At 64.7% G+C, this 12,514-nt stretch carries 16 protein-coding genes; 5 read left to right on the top strand and 11 right to left on the bottom strand.

The window, feature by feature from the left end:
- Nucleotides 1–141: 141 nt before the first annotated feature.
- On the bottom strand, nt 142–1,305 hold the full coding sequence (locus tag AC1VNY_RS15665) for a winged helix-turn-helix domain-containing protein (protein WP_482405824.1): 1,164 nt from the start codon (nt 1,303–1,305) through the stop codon (nt 142–144).
- A 78-nt stretch (nt 1,306–1,383) separates the two neighbouring features.
- On the bottom strand, nt 1,384–1,626 hold the full coding sequence (locus AC1VNY_RS15670) for a hypothetical protein (protein ID WP_482405825.1): 243 nt from the start codon (nt 1,624–1,626) through the stop codon (nt 1,384–1,386).
- A 158-nt stretch (nt 1,627–1,784) separates the two neighbouring features.
- Between AC1VNY_RS15670 and AC1VNY_RS15675 the strand changes: the two genes are divergently transcribed.
- On the top strand, nt 1,785–2,417 hold the full coding sequence (locus AC1VNY_RS15675; protein WP_482405826.1) for an OmpA family protein: 633 nt from the start codon (nt 1,785–1,787) through the stop codon (nt 2,415–2,417).
- Between the two features lie 46 nt (nt 2,418–2,463).
- Here AC1VNY_RS15675 and AC1VNY_RS15680 read toward each other — a convergent pair whose 3' ends face one another.
- The 4 genes from AC1VNY_RS15680 to AC1VNY_RS15695 all read right to left on the bottom strand — a co-directional run bounded on the left by AC1VNY_RS15680 (nt 2,464) and on the right by AC1VNY_RS15695 (nt 6,070).
- Nucleotides 2,464–3,768 carry a phospholipid carrier-dependent glycosyltransferase gene (locus AC1VNY_RS15680; protein ID WP_482405827.1) on the bottom strand — a complete coding sequence of 435 codons (1,305 nt, stop codon included), beginning with the start codon at nt 3,766–3,768 and terminating at the stop codon, nt 2,464–2,466.
- A 222-nt stretch (nt 3,769–3,990) separates the two neighbouring features.
- Nucleotides 3,991–4,479, bottom strand: coding sequence for a VOC family protein (locus tag AC1VNY_RS15685; protein ID WP_482405828.1), 489 nt, complete (start codon nt 4,477–4,479; stop codon nt 3,991–3,993).
- A gap of 30 nt (nt 4,480–4,509) precedes the next feature.
- On the bottom strand, nt 4,510–4,932 hold the full coding sequence (locus tag AC1VNY_RS15690) for a VOC family protein (RefSeq protein WP_035630843.1): 423 nt from the start codon (nt 4,930–4,932) through the stop codon (nt 4,510–4,512).
- A 121-nt stretch (nt 4,933–5,053) separates the two neighbouring features.
- Nucleotides 5,054–6,070, bottom strand: a complete 1,017-nt coding sequence (locus AC1VNY_RS15695) for an alpha/beta hydrolase (protein ID WP_482405829.1) — start codon at nt 6,068–6,070, stop codon at nt 5,054–5,056.
- Between the two features lie 206 nt (nt 6,071–6,276).
- On the opposite strand from AC1VNY_RS15695, the gene AC1VNY_RS15700 reads away from it, so the two are divergent.
- Both AC1VNY_RS15700 and AC1VNY_RS15705 read left to right on the top strand, forming a co-directional pair.
- Entirely contained in the window at nt 6,277–6,612 is a 336-nt protein-coding gene (locus AC1VNY_RS15700; protein WP_482405830.1) for a hypothetical protein, read from the top strand.
- 14 nt (nt 6,613–6,626) lie between these two features.
- On the top strand, nt 6,627–7,805 hold the full coding sequence (locus AC1VNY_RS15705) for an amidohydrolase family protein (protein ID WP_482405831.1): 1,179 nt from the start codon (nt 6,627–6,629) through the stop codon (nt 7,803–7,805).
- A 137-nt stretch (nt 7,806–7,942) separates the two neighbouring features.
- On the opposite strand, the gene AC1VNY_RS15710 is transcribed toward AC1VNY_RS15705, so the two are convergent.
- Together AC1VNY_RS15710 and AC1VNY_RS15715 are read right to left on the bottom strand one after the other, a co-directional pair.
- Nucleotides 7,943–8,680, bottom strand: a complete 738-nt coding sequence (locus AC1VNY_RS15710; protein ID WP_050387408.1) for an enoyl-CoA hydratase/isomerase family protein — start codon at nt 8,678–8,680, stop codon at nt 7,943–7,945.
- Nucleotides 8,681–8,733: 53 nt separating this feature from the next.
- Nucleotides 8,734–9,252, bottom strand: coding sequence for a cupin domain-containing protein (locus tag AC1VNY_RS15715; protein WP_028338582.1), 519 nt, complete (start codon nt 9,250–9,252; stop codon nt 8,734–8,736).
- A gap of 146 nt (nt 9,253–9,398) precedes the next feature.
- On the opposite strand from AC1VNY_RS15715, the gene AC1VNY_RS15720 reads away from it, so the two are divergent.
- A complete protein-coding gene (locus AC1VNY_RS15720; protein ID WP_482405832.1) occupies nt 9,399–9,602 on the top strand; it encodes a CsbD family protein in 204 nt (67 codons plus the stop codon).
- Nucleotides 9,603–9,658: 56 nt separating this feature from the next.
- Here the strand turns inward: AC1VNY_RS15720 and AC1VNY_RS15725 are convergent, their stop codons facing one another.
- The 3 genes from AC1VNY_RS15725 to AC1VNY_RS15735 form a co-directional block, all read right to left on the bottom strand.
- Complete coding sequence (locus tag AC1VNY_RS15725) at nt 9,659–10,666, bottom strand: D-2-hydroxyacid dehydrogenase family protein (RefSeq protein WP_482405833.1); 1,008 nt, start codon at nt 10,664–10,666, stop codon at nt 9,659–9,661.
- A 46-nt stretch (nt 10,667–10,712) separates the two neighbouring features.
- The gene (locus AC1VNY_RS15730) at nt 10,713–11,171 is read right to left on the bottom strand and encodes an FKBP-type peptidyl-prolyl cis-trans isomerase (RefSeq protein ID WP_028333243.1); all 459 of its coding nucleotides are present in this window, start codon (nt 11,169–11,171) and stop codon (nt 10,713–10,715) included.
- 63 nt (nt 11,172–11,234) lie between these two features.
- Nucleotides 11,235–12,329 carry an NAD(P)/FAD-dependent oxidoreductase gene (locus tag AC1VNY_RS15735; RefSeq protein WP_482405883.1) on the bottom strand — a complete coding sequence of 365 codons (1,095 nt, stop codon included), beginning with the start codon at nt 12,327–12,329 and terminating at the stop codon, nt 11,235–11,237.
- On the opposite strand from AC1VNY_RS15735, the gene AC1VNY_RS15740 reads away from it, so the two are divergent.
- A complete protein-coding gene (locus tag AC1VNY_RS15740; RefSeq protein WP_482405834.1) occupies nt 12,261–12,461 on the top strand; it encodes a hypothetical protein in 201 nt (66 codons plus the stop codon). The genes AC1VNY_RS15735 and AC1VNY_RS15740 overlap by 69 nt on opposite strands.
- Nucleotides 12,462–12,514: the final 53 nt, after the last annotated feature.

A 12,514-nucleotide genomic window follows, 5' to 3' on the forward strand; every position in this document is an offset into this window, starting at 1 on the left:
ACCCTGGGCGTTTTGTGCGTCATTGCGAGCGAAGCGAAGCAATCCACTTATCCGCTTGTGGCGCGATGGATTGCTTCGCGGAGCCTGTCATCGGGCGCGCGTTCGCGCGACCCGTTGGCTCGCAACGACGAAGAGCCAGCCCTACTCCGCCAGCTGAAAGCGCTCGAAGCGGTCGAGCTCTTCCTCGATGCGGCGCTTCAGCTCCTTGCGTGCCGCCTGCTTCTTGCCGTTGCCGACCCAGCTCCATTTCTGCATCAGGAGTTTCTTGTTCTGCCGGTCGGTCTTGAGGTCGAGGGCGGCGACGATGTCGTCGCCGACCAGCACCGGCAGCGCGAAATAGCCGAACAGGCGCTTCTCCTTCGGCACATAGGCCTCGAAACGGTGGCCATAGCCGAAGAACAGCTCGGTGCGCCTCCGCTGGATGATCAGCGGATCGAACGGCGAGAGGATGTGAACCAGGGTGGGATCACCCTCGCCGGTCGCTTCCAGCACCTCGGGCCGCGCCCAATGTTCCTGCTTGCCGGCGCCTTCCAGCGCGACCTGGACCAGTTCCTTGCGGCGCAGGCGCGCCTCGATCAGGCCGCGCACCGCCTTCTTGCTCGGCGCGTCGAGGTGGCAGATCGAATCCAGGCTGACGGTGCCCTGCGAGCGCAGCGCGCGGTCGAGCAGATAGGCGGTCCGGGCCGAGGCCGGGGCCGGCTTCGGCGGCTTGTCCCAGCCGAAGTGCCGGGTCATCAGCTCGTAGGTCTTCAGCATGCCGGCACGCTCGCTGATCGTGACCACGCCGCCATAGAAGGCGAGCTGCAGCGCGCGCTTGGAGGGCTTCCGGCTCTGCCAGAGATGCTCCTTCTCGGTCAGCACATCGTCGTCGATGTCACGGATGGTCAGCGGACCGGCACGGAGCAGCCGCAGCACCTTGCGCGTATCCGCCGGGGTCACCGACGAGAACCATTTGTGGCCCTCGCGCTTGTGCGCCTTCATCGCCGGCAGGAAGATGCCGATGTCCTTGGACGGCACGTAGGACAGCGCGTGCGTCCAGTACTCGAACACGCTCTTGTCCCGGCTCTGCGCCTGCTTGAGGTCGGCGCGGCGGTAGTCCGGAATGCGGGTGAACAGGATGTGGTGATGGCAGCGCTCGATCACGTTGATGGTGTCGATCTGCACATAGCCGAGATGATCGACGGCGGCCGCCACCGCTGACGCCCCCTCCCCGAACGGCGCCTTTGTATCGAGCCGCTGCGCGCGCAGCCAGATGTGGCGGGCGCTGGCATTGTTCAACGAAAGGGGTTCGGCGGCGCGGGGCATTGCCCCAGCAATGTAGTGAGATTCGCGCCGCTGTGGAGAGCCGCACGAGGGAAATCAGCTCCGCATCATTTGGAGCGGCTACGTCGATCCGACGACCCGCCGCAACCACGGAACGTCCCCCATCGCCGCGGCCAGGGCCGCGCTTTCCTCATGGAAGATGCGGGACGAATGCCCGCCAACCGGAAACCAGCCGCGGCCATCTTCGACGTCCCGCCGAAATTCTTCGAAGCCGACGGTGCCGTCCGGGCGAAGGAAGATATCGACGCAGTGCGAGGCGTCTTCGTCATTGATCGAGCGGAGGACGCGATTGACGTGGGCCATGATGTCCTCGCTCTCCCGTCTGCCCGCCTGGCGCAAGGCGGGGCGGCACACCGAACCGTGACCCAGATCACATTCCGGGCTTTGAACCGGTCCTATTCTCCCAGCATCAAAACGACAGCAAGCCGGATTGGCTAGCCCGACATTTGAGGACGAAAACCATGACCCGCTCTTTTTCCTTGTCTTTTCTGACAATCGGCGCCGCGCTGTCGATGACGGCGGGCGTCGCACTGGCCGGCAGCGAGGCCGTTCCGGCCGCCCAGATCCTCAATGCGCTGAAGCCGAAGTCGGCCACCCGCGGCCTTTCCGCCGGCACGCAGGTCGACCTCGCGGCTTCCGCCAAGGAGGCGAGCTTCCTCAACACCGTCCGCAACCGGCAGACCCGTTCGTTGTCGCGCGTTGAACGCCAGGAGATCGCCGACATCGCGGCGAACAAGCCGAAGATCGATCTGGAGATCCACTTCGACTACAACTCCGCCGACATCAGCAAGGGCTCGACCCAGGCGGTGCAGGAGCTCGGCAAGGCCCTGTCCGATCCCAGCATGAAGGGCTCGACCTTCGTCGTCGCCGGCCATACCGATGCGATCGGCGGCGAGGCCTATAACCAGGACCTGTCGGAGCGCCGCGCCGACACCATCAAGAAATATCTGGTCGAGCATTACGGCCTGAACGGCTCGGATCTCGTCACGGTCGGCTACGGCAAGACCCGGCCGAAGGACCCGAGTGCGCCGATGGACCCGACCAATCGCCGCGTGCAGGTCGTCAACATGGATACCAAGACCGCGTCGCAGTAATCTCTTTGCATTCTCGATCCGCCTGCCGGTGCGGCAGGCGGATCAATCATATCCAGCCCTGAAACAGCATCAGCCGGTTGAACGTCGCCATCGACGTCTCGATGACAGCGGCCGTGACCGGCAGCATCACAACAAACCCTGCGCATCCAACCGCGACGAACGCCCACAGCAGCCAACGCGGCGCCCCCTTTCGCGTCAAGGCGTAGACCAGCACGAAACTCGCGGTGGTCGCCGCCGGCAGATAGTAATAGATGAAACCGAGCGTGCGCGGCAGCAGCGCCCAGGCCAGATACGGGCCGAGGTAGAACGCCAGCACGAGAAATGCATCACGGCCGCGCCCGACGATCCAGTCGCGCAGCGCAATGATCAGCGCGATCAATGCCGGCCACAGCACCAGCGGGTTGCCAAGAAACACGATCGCGGCAAACCTGTCATCGCCGACCTTCTCGAACAGGTACCAGGCCGGGCGCGCCAGGAACGGCCAGGATGGCCACGAGCTCATATAGGTGTGGCCCGCGATGGCGGCCGTGGTGTTGTCGGCAAAGATGCGGCGCTGCGCCTCCATGATATCCGTGAACGAGAGGCCGTAGAGCGGCACGAAGGTCGCGAGATAGACGGTCGCCGGGATCAGCACGAAACAGACCATGAAGTGCGGAACACGAAAATCCGGCCACAGCTCCGGCCGGTACCAATCCTCCGCATTGGCGTCGGCAAAGCGCGTGCGCCAGCCCTGCATCAGGCGGATCACCACGATGATTGCGATGCAGGTCGCGAGCACGAACAGCCCGCTCCATTTGCAGGCACTGGCAAGCCCCGCGAAGAGTCCCGCCAGCGCAAAGGCGGATTGCGGCTGCTTTTGCCTGAAGCCGTGCACGAACGCCGCGATCGCGAACAGGCCGAAGGCGAGTGCGAAAATATCCAGCATCGCGATCCGCGATTGCACGAACAGCATCTGGTTGAAGAAGGCGAGCAGCACGGCGGCGATCGCTCGTTGCTGCGACGCGAACAGCGCAAGCCCGCCGAGATAGACGCCGACCAGCGCCAGCGCACCGAACAGCGCCGCGGGATAGCGCCATCCGAGCGGCACGTCGCCGAACGCCTTGATCGAGAGCGCGATGATCTCCTTGGCGAGCGGCGGATGCATCGGGTTGAGGATCGGGCTCTCGCGCACCGGCAGCAGCATCTGCCGCGCCGCCGGCACGTAGTGCACCTCGTCGAAATAGAGCTTGTCCGGCGCGGTGATCCCGAGCAGCAGCACGACATGGGCGACGATGAAGACGATGGCCGCGACGATCGCCGCGCGCGCCGCGGGACGTCGTGGAACAGAATGCGAGTTGGATACGATGTTCAAAGGGCAAGCACGGTGCGAGAGGAATGCAGCTTGCGACAATTATACGATATCAGCTGCATCCGCGATCCGTCGCCACGGTCATGTGACGGAACCATCGTGCCCATACTGGATGCCCCGCTTCATGCGGGGCATCCAGTACGCCGCGGCCTATCGGCCGAGCACCGAAATCTCTGGAATGCTGGATCGCCCGGTCGAGCCGGGCGATGCCAGCGAAGCCCTGCCTTACGCCGCCGCCTCGCCCTCATGGGCCCGGCGCAGACCTTCGATATCGAGCTTGATCATCCCGAGCACGGCCTGCATCACGCGCGCGGCGCCGGCGGCGTCGGACCCGCCGAGATATTGACGGACCGCCGCCGGCACGATCTGCCATGCGACGCCGTAACGATCGCGCAGCCAGCCACACTGCTCGGCCGTGCCACCGGCCGCGAGCAACGCGTCCCACAGGCGATCGACCTCGGCCTGGTCGACACAGTCGATCGCGAATGAGACCGCGTGGGTATGCTCCATCCTCATTCCGCCGTTCAGCGCCATGAAGCGCTGACCGGCGAGCGTGAATTCGACCAGCAGGACCGTGCCGGCCTTTCCGCCGGGGCTGTCGATGACGTTCTTCTGGACGGTCTCGATCCGCGAATTGGGCAGCAGCGAGACGTACAAATTCGCGGCCTCCTCGGCCTCGCCGTTGAACCACAGGCAGGGAGATACCTTGGACATGCTTGAGCTCCTCGTGATGGCAGGATGCGATTAGGCGGTCGCCGCGGCGGACTGCGCCTTCATCGCCGCCTCGACGTCCATCCACATCACTTCCCAGATGTGACCATCGGGATCCTCGAAGCTGCGGCCGTACATGAAGCCGTAATCCTGCTGCGGCGACGGATCGGCGTTGCCGCCCGCGCCCGTTGCCTTGGTGACATAGCCGTCGACGGCGTCGCGGCTGTCGGCGGACAGGCAGATCAGCACTTCGCTCGTGGTCTTGGTGTCGGCAATTTTCTTCGGGGTGAACTCGCGGAACTTGTCGTGCGTCAGCAGCATGACGTGAATCGTGTCCGAGATCACCATGCAGGAGGCGGTGTGGTCGGAAAATTGCGCGTTCTTGGTCGCGCCGATCGCCTCGTAGAACGCAGTGGCATGGGCGAGATTGCTGACCGGCAGGTTGACGAAGATCATTTTGGGATTGGCCACGCGAAGAACTCCTGTTGGCGGGGTTGTGCCCCGAGGACGAACCGCATAGCCGGATCCCGACATCGCCGTGCAGATTTTTCTTGCGGCGTCCTGCCGCAGGGTGACGTCAGGTCACAATCGGTGTCGGCATGGTCAGGAATGCCCGCGTCACATGCCAGAACAGCTCCCGATTGGTGGCAAGCGCCACCGAATGGGCGGTGCCGGGCAGGATGATGAACTGCCGGTCGCCGTTCGGCAGCTTGTTGAAGAACTCCTCGAGGTCCGGAACTGCGGCGATGCCGTCATATTCACCCCGGACCAGCAGCACCGGCGCCAGCACCTTCTCCGGATGCACGACCGGCAAATTGGCGGTCATGTCCAGATAGGTGCCGGTCGGGATCTGGTCGCCGAACTGCATCTCGACATCGGCCAGCACCTCGACCACGGCAGGATCCGACGTGCCGGGCCTGTCGCGGGTTGCGATCGAGCGGATCATGTCGCGGTCGCGCTTGCGCATGTTGTGGCTGCGGTAATAGGCGAGTTGCTCGGCGCGCTTTGCCAGCGTCGGCGAGCCCTCGCCCTTGTAGGTGAAGGCGGCGAACACCAGCCGGTCGATGCGCTCGGGCGCGGCCATCGCGAAAGCCCCGGCCCGCAACGCGCCCGAGGATTCGCCGACGAAGTGATATCGGCTCTGCCCGGTCTCGCGTGCGATCACCTCGACCGCGGCCTTCAGGTCCGCGACGCCGCTCGCAATATCCGCATTGCCCGAGGTGCGGCCGGACTTGCCGTAGTTCTCGTGGTCCATGGTCCAGCAGTCGAAGCCGTAGCGGGCAAATGTGTTCAGCAGCGAATACTCGCCCTTGCCGGGCACCGTGAGATCGAACACCCGTGACGTCACGGACGAGCCGTGCACGAAAAACACCACGGGCCGCGCCGGCTCGCCCGGCTTCGGCGCGCCGATCCGCTTGCGGAACATCCACAACGGGATGTCACCCTTCTTCGCCCAGTATTCGTTGCTCCATATTTCCCCTTCGACAGGAACCGCGGTCGCGGCCTGCGCCGACGCTGCGCCGAGCACGCCTGCTGCCGTCGTAACGCCGATGCCCTTGATAATGCTGCGCCGCGAATGACCTGACGGCATCATGGTTCGCCTCCCTTCCGGATTTCTTCGTTCGATCCGGTGCGATCGAGCATAGCAGCGCGCAAGGCAGGCCGCGCGACGCCGGCTTCTCGGCGCGGCCAATAGGATGCACGATTTTGTGAACGCAACGGCGCGGACGACGAACGGACTTGGTCCTAGTCTCCGCCGCGATCCGACCGGAAAAATCCGGCGAGAAGCGGGAGCGAAGAATGAGCAGCAATCTCACCGACGAAGAACTTGCCGCCTTGATGCCCTCCGAACTGTGCCGGCACCAGACGCCGATCCCGACCCAGATCGTCTCCAGCGACGAATTCTATCCGGATCCGCAGAACGAACGTCAGCGCGAGGTCGAGGCGCGGCTGCTCGCGATGGCCGACGATCTCGGCGGCAAACAGGGCCTCGATCGCCGCAGATTCTTCCAGACCGCGGCCGGCATGGCCGCCTCCTTCGTCGCGATGAACCAGGTTTACGGGGAGCTGTTCGCTGTGACGCCGGCAGAGGCCGCGACACCCGCGATGGCGCAGGGGAGCGCGCCAACTCCCTGAAAGACCAGTTCATCATGGACATGCATACGCATTTCCTGCGCGACGACACTCGCATCATGGGTTTTGTGGAAATGCGCAAGGCGGTCGGCAAGGCCGGCTGGAACAAGGAGCTCAACGATCACGAGCAGACCATCGAGGATCTCAAGTTCAACAACTACAAGAAGGAGATGTTTCTCGATTCCGACACCAAGATCGCGCTGATCTCCTCGGCGCCGTCGGATATCGAGCAGGACTGGTTCCTGACCAACGAGCAGATGGCCGACGCGCGCAAGAAGATGAACGACGAGGCCGGCTCGCGGCGCGTGTTCTGCCACGCCATCTTCACGCCCGGGCAGCCGGGTTGGCTCGACAAGCTCGACGCCGCATTGGCGCTGAAGCCGGAGTCCTGCAAGGGCTACACGATCGGCGACAACACCCACAAGGAGATCAGCCGCTACCCCTGGCGGCTCGACGACGAGAAGGTCGCCTACAAGGGCTATGAGAAGATGGTGAAGGCGGGCATCAAGAATGTCTGCGTCCACAAGGGACTGTTTCCGCCCGGGATCGAGAAGCAGTATCCGAATCTGCGCGGCTTCGCCGACGTCGCCGATGTCGGCCGGGCCGCCAAGGACTGGCCGCAGCTCAACTTCGTCATCTACCATTCGGCCTATCGCCATGTCGGCGGCGATCCGAAGGTCGCGCTCGCCGAGTTCGAGCGCACCGGCCGCATCGCCTGGACTTCCGACCTCGCCGACATCCCGGCGCAGTATGGCGTCAACAATGTCTATGGCGACGTCGGGCAATTGTTCGCGACCACGCTGGTCGCCGAGCCCAATGTCTGCGTGGCGCTGATGGGCACCTTGATCAAGGGGCTCGGCGCCGACCACGTCTGCTGGGGCACCGATGCGCTGTGGACCGGCGCGCCGCAATGGCAGATCGAGGGCCTGCGGCGGCTGGAGATCCCCGAGATGATGCAGAAGAAGTTCGGCTATGCACCGCTCGGCCCCGCCGACGGGCCGGTGAAGACGGCGATCTTCGGCGACAACAACGCCCGGCTCTACAACATCCAGCCGAAGCGCGCGATGCTCGACCTCAAGGGTGATCGCTTTGCGATGATGAAGGCGCAGTATGAGAAGGCCGGCCCCGAACCGTCGAACACACGTTACGGCTATGTCGTGCCGAACGGTGTGATCGATCACCGGGTGTTTGTGTAAGTCTCACCCTCCGTCGTTCCGGGGCGACGCGCAGCGTCGAGCCCGGAATCCATTTCGCAGCGATTGTTGCGGCTGGATGGATTCCGGGCTCTCGCTTCGCGAGCCCCGGAATGACGAAACTATCGCCGCCTCTCGCCCTATCTCCCCGTAAACCTCGGCTTGCGCTTCTCGCTGAACGCCCTGGCGCCTTCCTTGAGGTCCTCGCTGTCCTTGATGGCATCGAGCTGCCGGCGCACCTCGGCGACCGTCTCCAGCGGCCCCTTCGGCATCGCGTCGCGCGCGAGCTTTTTCAGCGCTTGCACCACCAGCGGCGCGTTGCCCGCGATCTTGGCCGCCAGTTCCTGCGCCGCCGCAAGGTGCTGGCCCGGCGGCGTGATGCGGTTGACGAAGCCGATCTGGTAGGCCCGCTCGGCCGACAGCTCCTCGCCGACAAGCAGGAACTCCATCGCGATCTTGTGCGGCATGCGCGCCAGCACCGAGGAGACGCCGCCGCCGGTGGTGCCGATCTTGGCTTCCGGATAGACGAACCGCGTCGTCTCCGAGGCGACGCAGATGTCGGCCATCTGCACCAGAACGAAGCCGCCGCCCACCACCCAGCCCGACGTCGCCGCGATCACCGGCTTGTCGAGCTCGACACCGAGCCCGGGCACCGCCTGCCACATATTGGCGGGGAAATCCCGGACGTCGGCGCCGACACAGAAGTACTTCTCCTCGGCCGAGGCCAGCACCGCGACGCGGTCGTCGCTGTCGCGAAAGCGCCGCCAGGCTTGCTGCAGCTCGTCGCACAGCGCGTTGTTGAGCGCGTTGTGTGAGGAGACGCGATCCATCGTGATGGTCGCGATGTGGTCGGCGCTCTCGTAACGCACGAGCGTCATGCTGGCCTCCCTGATCTTGTTGTTGTTCTCTTTCGTCGCGACGGTGCCGCGCGCTATTTCTTCTCGTCGGGATGGCGGTGCACCGGGTCGACCCACAGCACGGTCTCCGGCTTCTCGATCGGCTCGATGTCGAGATTGATCGCGACCGCTTCGCCGTCGGAGCGCACCAGCACGCATTCCAGCACCTCGTCGCGGCTGGCATTGATCTCCTGATGCGGCACGTAGGGCGGCACGAAGATGAAATCGCCGGGACCGGCCTCGGCGGTGAACTGCAGCTTCTCGCCCCAGCGCATCCGCGCCTTGCCCTTGACGACATAAATGATGCTTTCGAGATGGCCGTGATGATGCGCGCCGGTCTTGGCGTCCGGCTTGATGCTGACGGTGCCTGCCCACAATTTCTGCGCGCCGACCCGGGCGAAATTGATCGCGGCCTTGCGGTCCATGCCGGCGGTCGACGGCACATTCGGATCGAGCTGGTTGCCCGGAATGACGCGGACGCCGTCGTGCTTCCAGCGCTCATCGTCGTGATGGTGATGGTCGTGGGAATGGGTGTGATCGTGGGAACCGCTCATCGTTCTTGCTTTCGTTGGTCTCATTTCGTGCGTGGAACGCTAGCGAAAAGCAGGCGCGCAGGCGAGCGGAAAATCGGAACGTTGCCAAATCGGAACATCGCCATGTGCCGGCGCGTTGTCTCAGCGTATTCCGAAGGAGTAATTTCATGGGTAGCACGACCGATAGGATCAAGGGCACCGCCAACGAGGCGATCGGCAGGTTCAAGCGGCGTCTTGGCAAGGCCACCGGCTCTCCCGCGATGCAGGGCAGAGGCGCGATTCTGGAAGCCAAGGGCAAGGGACAGAAGGCTCTCGGCGGCATCAAGAGGATCGTCGGCAGGGTGACCGCAGCGGCTCACTGGCCTCGCTGAACGAGAGATGACACGGCCGCCCATCGAGCCGGCCGTTCGAGCATAAGCGATGCTGGTCAGCCGCGCGGGCGCGGATGTGCCAGCACATCCGGATGTGCCAGCACATCCGGATTGACGACGTTGGTCGGCGTGCCGGCCGCGTAAGCCAATATCTGATCGAAGATGTCGGTGAACTGGATTTCGTACTCGTCGCGCGAAACGTAGCCGAGATGCGGCGTGCAGACCACATTGTCCATGTTGAGCAGCGGGTCCGCCGTGTCGCGCAGCGGCTCCTTCTCGTAGACGTCGATCGCGGCCATCCCGGGCCGGCCGGCACGCAGCGCATTGACCAGCGCGCCGGGCTCGATCAGCGGCGCGCGGCTGGTGTTGACGATCAGCGCGGTCTCTTTCATCCGCGCGAGGTCTTCCGCCTTGACGATGCCGTGCGTCGCGTCCACCAGCCGCATATGCAGCGACAGCACGTCGCAGCGGGCAAAGAAATCCGCTTTGCTGGCCGCGGTTTCATAACCGTCGGCGCGCGCCTTCGCCATCGCCGGCTCGCGCGCCCAGACCAGCACGTTCATGCCGAACGCCCTGCCGTAACCCGCGACCACCGCGCCGATGCGACCATAGCCATAGATGCCGAGCGTCTTGCCGCGGAGCGTATGACCGACGCCGATCTGCCACTTGCCCGCCTTCAGCGCCGCCATCTGTTGCGGAATCGCGCGCATCGCCGCGAGGATCATGCCCCAGGTGAACTCGGCGGTGGCGTAGGACGGCGTATCGGCATGCTGGCTCGACGACACGATGATGCCGAGCCGCGTGCAGGTGTCGATGTCGATATGCGGATAGACGCTGCGCTGGCTGATCAGCTTCAGCTTCGGCAGACGTTCGAGCAGCGGCGTGCGGATCTGGGTGCGCTCGCGGATCAGGACCAGCGCGTCGGTATCGCGCAGCCGTTCGGCGAGTGCATCGACGTCCTGGACGTGATTGTTCCAGATTTTGACGTCATACCCGTCGAGCTTGCGGTAGCAATCGAGGGTGCGCAGCGTGTCGAAATAATCGTCGAGGATCGAAATCTTCATCGCTGCGCCCCAGTTGTTGCGGGCCGGTTACTTGACGCCCATCGGCTTATTTTACGCCAAGCAGTTCGACGTCGAACATCAGCGTGGCGTTCGGCGGGATCACGCCGCCGGCGCCGCGCGCGCCGTAGCCGAGGTTCGGCGGGATGATCAGGGTGCGCTTGCCGCCCACCTTCATGGTGGCGACGCCCTCGTCCCAGCCCTTGATCACGTGACCCTGGCCGATCGGAAACTCGAACGGCTCGTTGCGATCGACCGAGGAGTCGAATTTCTTGCCCTTCTGGCCGTTCTCGTAGAGCCAGCCGGTGTAGTGCATGACGCAGGTCTGGCCGGTCTTCGGCGAGGCGCCGGTGCCGACCTTGCTGTCGATGATCTGGAGGCCTGAAGCTGTGGTCATGGGCTTTCCTGCAGTTTGGGCCGTTGCCGTCCCGCTGACAACGGACGTGGAGACTGCCGCCGCAAGGCCGGCGAACGCAGTCTTGATGATCGTGCGTCGGGAAGATCGCATCTTGCACCTCTCGTGAAGGACGGCCGTCTCTAGCCCAGCGCGGGCCAAATCCCTAGCCATTTTTCAGTGACCGGCCATGCCGCCGTCGCGGTCCAGCGCAAAATCGTCAAGCAATGGCGACGACGCGCCTGCGATCAGATCGCCGATCAATTGCGCCGCCAGATAAGAGAAGGTGATGCCGTTGCCGCCATAGCCATACGCGGCATAGACGCCCTTCGCACCGGGCACCGGGCCGATCAGCGGCAGGCCGTCGCGCGTGGTATCGAACGTCCCGGCCCAGCGATAATCGATCTCGGTTTCGGCAAACGGCCATAGCGCGGCAAGGCGTTTCGCCAGCGCGCGCGATTTCTGCGGGATCAGGCGGTCGCGTGCGTCGGGCTCGATGATCTCGTCACTGTCCTCGCCGCCGACGATGATGCGGCCTTCCGGCGTCGTGCGCGCGTAGAGATAGTCCTTCGCGCACTCCCAGATCAGCACACCGTCCTTCCAGATGTTCTGCGGCTGCGGCGCGGTTGCGATCGCCCAGCTCGAGGACACCGCCTGGACCCTGGAATGAACGATGTCCGGCATCGCACAGCCGGTCGCCAGCACCACGGCTCTCGCGGCGATTTCGCGGTCATTGTCGAACCCGACCGTGACCGCCGCGCCTGCCGGGTCGAAGGCTGTGGCTTCGGCATCGAACGACCGCGCACCGCGGGCGACCGCGAGCCTGAGCAGACTGTGGGCGAGTTGCAGCGGATCGGCATCCGCCGCGCCGGATGACACGATCGCGGCGGCGCGCGCCATGCCGAATATCTCGAGCAGCTGGCCGTGGTCGAGGAAGTCGCCGGGCAGGCCGGCGCGGCTGCGCAGCCGGTGTTCGTCGCGCAATTCGGCCGCGGAGCTTCCGGTCGCCAGATAGAGCGAGCGCTTGGTCCTGATCTCGCTCGGAATGTTGGTGCTGCGGACCAACGACAGCAGGCCGGTTACCGCCGCCAGGCTCGCGCGGTAGGCGCGGACGGCGCGTTCGAAGCCGTAGATCGCGGCCAGCTCGACCAGCGGACGATCGATCTCCCAGAGCAGCATCGAGGTGCTCGCCGCGGTGCTGCCGTGGCCTGGATGCTCGCGATCGACGATGACGACGTCGAGCCCCTGACGCGTCAGCCGCTCTGCGACCAGCGCACCGGTGATGCCGGCGCCGACGATCAGCGCATCGCAGGAGAGATTTTCAGCGAGCGGCGGCGGACGCTTCGACGCCGCACGCCAGGGTGGAGAGCCGCCACGCAGATCGGCCTGTTCGGTCTCGTCTGAATCGAGGGTGCGGATGGCGGACCTCGCGGGGATGGGCTTTCAGCACCAACCCT

It is taken from the genome of Bradyrhizobium ferriligni (assembly GCF_056837965.1).

Bases quoted from the DNA above. Each gene is read 5' to 3' on its own strand.
- AC1VNY_RS15665 (WP_482405824.1), bottom strand. From the start codon at position 1,305: ATGCCCCGCGCCGCCGAACCCCTTTCGTTGAACAATGCCAGCGCCCGC.
- AC1VNY_RS15670 (WP_482405825.1), bottom strand. From the start codon at position 1,626: ATGGCCCACGTCAATCGCGTCCTCCGCTCGATCAATGACGAAGACGCC.
- AC1VNY_RS15675 (WP_482405826.1), top strand. From the start codon at position 1,785: ATGACCCGCTCTTTTTCCTTGTCTTTTCTGACAATCGGCGCCGCGCTG.
- AC1VNY_RS15685 (WP_482405828.1), bottom strand. From the start codon at position 4,479: ATGTCCAAGGTATCTCCCTGCCTGTGGTTCAACGGCGAGGCCGAGGAG.
- AC1VNY_RS15690 (WP_035630843.1), bottom strand. From the start codon at position 4,932: ATGATCTTCGTCAACCTGCCGGTCAGCAATCTCGCCCATGCCACTGCG.
- AC1VNY_RS15695 (WP_482405829.1), bottom strand. From the start codon at position 6,070: ATGATGCCGTCAGGTCATTCGCGGCGCAGCATTATCAAGGGCATCGGC.
- AC1VNY_RS15700 (WP_482405830.1), top strand. From the start codon at position 6,277: ATGAGCAGCAATCTCACCGACGAAGAACTTGCCGCCTTGATGCCCTCC.
- AC1VNY_RS15705 (WP_482405831.1), top strand. From the start codon at position 6,627: ATGGACATGCATACGCATTTCCTGCGCGACGACACTCGCATCATGGGT.
- AC1VNY_RS15710 (WP_050387408.1), bottom strand. From the start codon at position 8,680: ATGACGCTCGTGCGTTACGAGAGCGCCGACCACATCGCGACCATCACG.
- AC1VNY_RS15715 (WP_028338582.1), bottom strand. From the start codon at position 9,252: ATGAGCGGTTCCCACGATCACACCCATTCCCACGACCATCACCATCAC.
- AC1VNY_RS15720 (WP_482405832.1), top strand. From the start codon at position 9,399: ATGGGTAGCACGACCGATAGGATCAAGGGCACCGCCAACGAGGCGATC.
- AC1VNY_RS15725 (WP_482405833.1), bottom strand. From the start codon at position 10,666: ATGAAGATTTCGATCCTCGACGATTATTTCGACACGCTGCGCACCCTC.
- AC1VNY_RS15730 (WP_028333243.1), bottom strand. From the start codon at position 11,171: ATGCGATCTTCCCGACGCACGATCATCAAGACTGCGTTCGCCGGCCTT.